Source organism: uncultured Cellulomonas sp. (genome assembly GCF_947494015.1).
GTDB lineage: Bacteria > Actinomycetota > Actinomycetes > Actinomycetales > Cellulomonadaceae > Pengzhenrongella.
This window is the reverse complement of record NZ_CANLTL010000035.1, coordinates 1-1,634: the sequence shown is the minus strand read 5'-3', so window position 1 is coordinate 1,634 and position 1,634 is coordinate 1. Positions and strand designations below refer to the sequence as shown.

The 1,634-nt window shown below is 58.1% G+C and carries 2 rRNA genes; both read right to left on the bottom strand.

The window, feature by feature from the left end:
* Positions 1-108: ribosomal RNA gene (gene rrf / locus Q0840_RS18960) — 5S ribosomal RNA — on the bottom strand; the annotation flags it as partial.
* A gap of 135 nt (positions 109-243) precedes the next feature.
* Positions 244-1,634, bottom strand: a 23S ribosomal RNA gene (locus Q0840_RS18955); the annotation flags it as partial.

The window sequence follows — 1,634 nt, the reverse complement described above, 5'->3', positions numbered from 1 at the left end:
CGACCTACTCTCCCACACAGTCTCCCGTGCAGTACCATCGGCGCTGAGGGGCTTAGCTTCCGGGTTCGGAATGGGACCGGGCGTTTCCCCCTCGCTATGACCGCCGTAACTCTATGGAGATGTCCGGGCCACACCCCTGGTGTGTCGGTCCCGGGCCCATGGGGTGGGGCCGGTACCGATCCGGGGTGTGGGTGCCCGTCTCTCGGGAACCGCACAGTGGACGCGCACATCATCAGTCTTGTGTGTGTGAAGTTGTCGGCTTATTAGTACCGGTCAGCTTCACGGGTCGTTGGTCCCCGCTTCCACATCCGGCCTATCTACCCAGTGGTCTAGCTGGGAGCCTCTCAGGGACAAGCCCTGTGGAAACCTCATCTTGAAGCAGGCTTCCCGCTTAGATGCTTTCAGCGGTTATCCCTTCCGAACGTAGCCAACCAGCCGTGCTCCTGGCGGAACAACTGGCACACCAGAGGTTCGTCCGTCCCGGTCCTCTCGTACTAGGGACAGGTCTTCTCAAGTTTCCTGCGCGCGCAGCGGATAGGGACCGAACTGTCTCACGACGTTCTAAACCCAGCTCGCGTACCGCTTTAATGGGCGAACAGCCCAACCCTTGGGACCTACTCCAGCCCCAGGATGCGACGAGCCGACATCGAGGTGCCAAACCATGCCGTCGATATGGACTCTTGGGCAAGATCAGCCTGTTATCCCCGGGGTACCTTTTATCCGTTGAGCGACGGCGCTTCCACAAGCCACCGCCGGATCACTAGTCCCGACTTTCGTCCCTGCTCGACCTGTCAGTCTCACAGTCAAGCTCCCTTGTGCACTTGCACTCGCCACCTGATTGCCAACCAGGCTGAGGGAACCTTTGGGCGCCTCCGTTACATTTTAGGAGGCAACCGCCCCAGTTAAACTACCCACCAGGCACTGTCCCTGATCCGGATCACGGACCGAGGTTAGACATCCAGAGCGACCAGAGTGGTATTTCAACGATGACTCCACCGACACTGGCGTGCCGGCTTCACAGTCTCCCACCTATCCTACACAAGCCGCACCGAACACCAATACCAAGCTATAGTAAAGGTCCCGGGGTCTTTCCGTCCTGCTGCGCGTAACGAGCATCTTTACTCGTAGTGCAATTTCGCCGAGTTCGCGGTTGAGACAGCGGAGAAGTCGTTACGCCATTCGTGCAGGTCGGAACTTACCCGACAAGGAATTTCGCTACCTTAGGATGGTTATAGTTACCACCGCCGTTTACTGGGGCTTAAATTCTGAGCTTCGCCTTGCGGCTGACCCGTCCTCTTAACCTTCCAGCACCGGGCAGGCGTCAGTCCGTATACATCGTCTTGCGACTTCGCACGGACCTGTGTTTTTAGTAAACAGTCGCTTCTCCCTGGTCTCTGCGGCCTTCGAACGCTCCCCCAGCTAGTGGGATCACGCCTCAGGCCCCCCTTCTCCCGAAGTTACGGGGGCATTTTGCCGAGTTCCTTAACCACGATTCTCTCGATCGCCTTAGTATTCTCTACCTGACCACCTGAGTCGGTTTAGGGTACGGGCGGCTTGAACCTCGCGTCGAGGCTTTTCTAGGCAGCATAGGATCACCCTCTTCCCCCATACAGGGTCACCATCAGCTCTCAGGC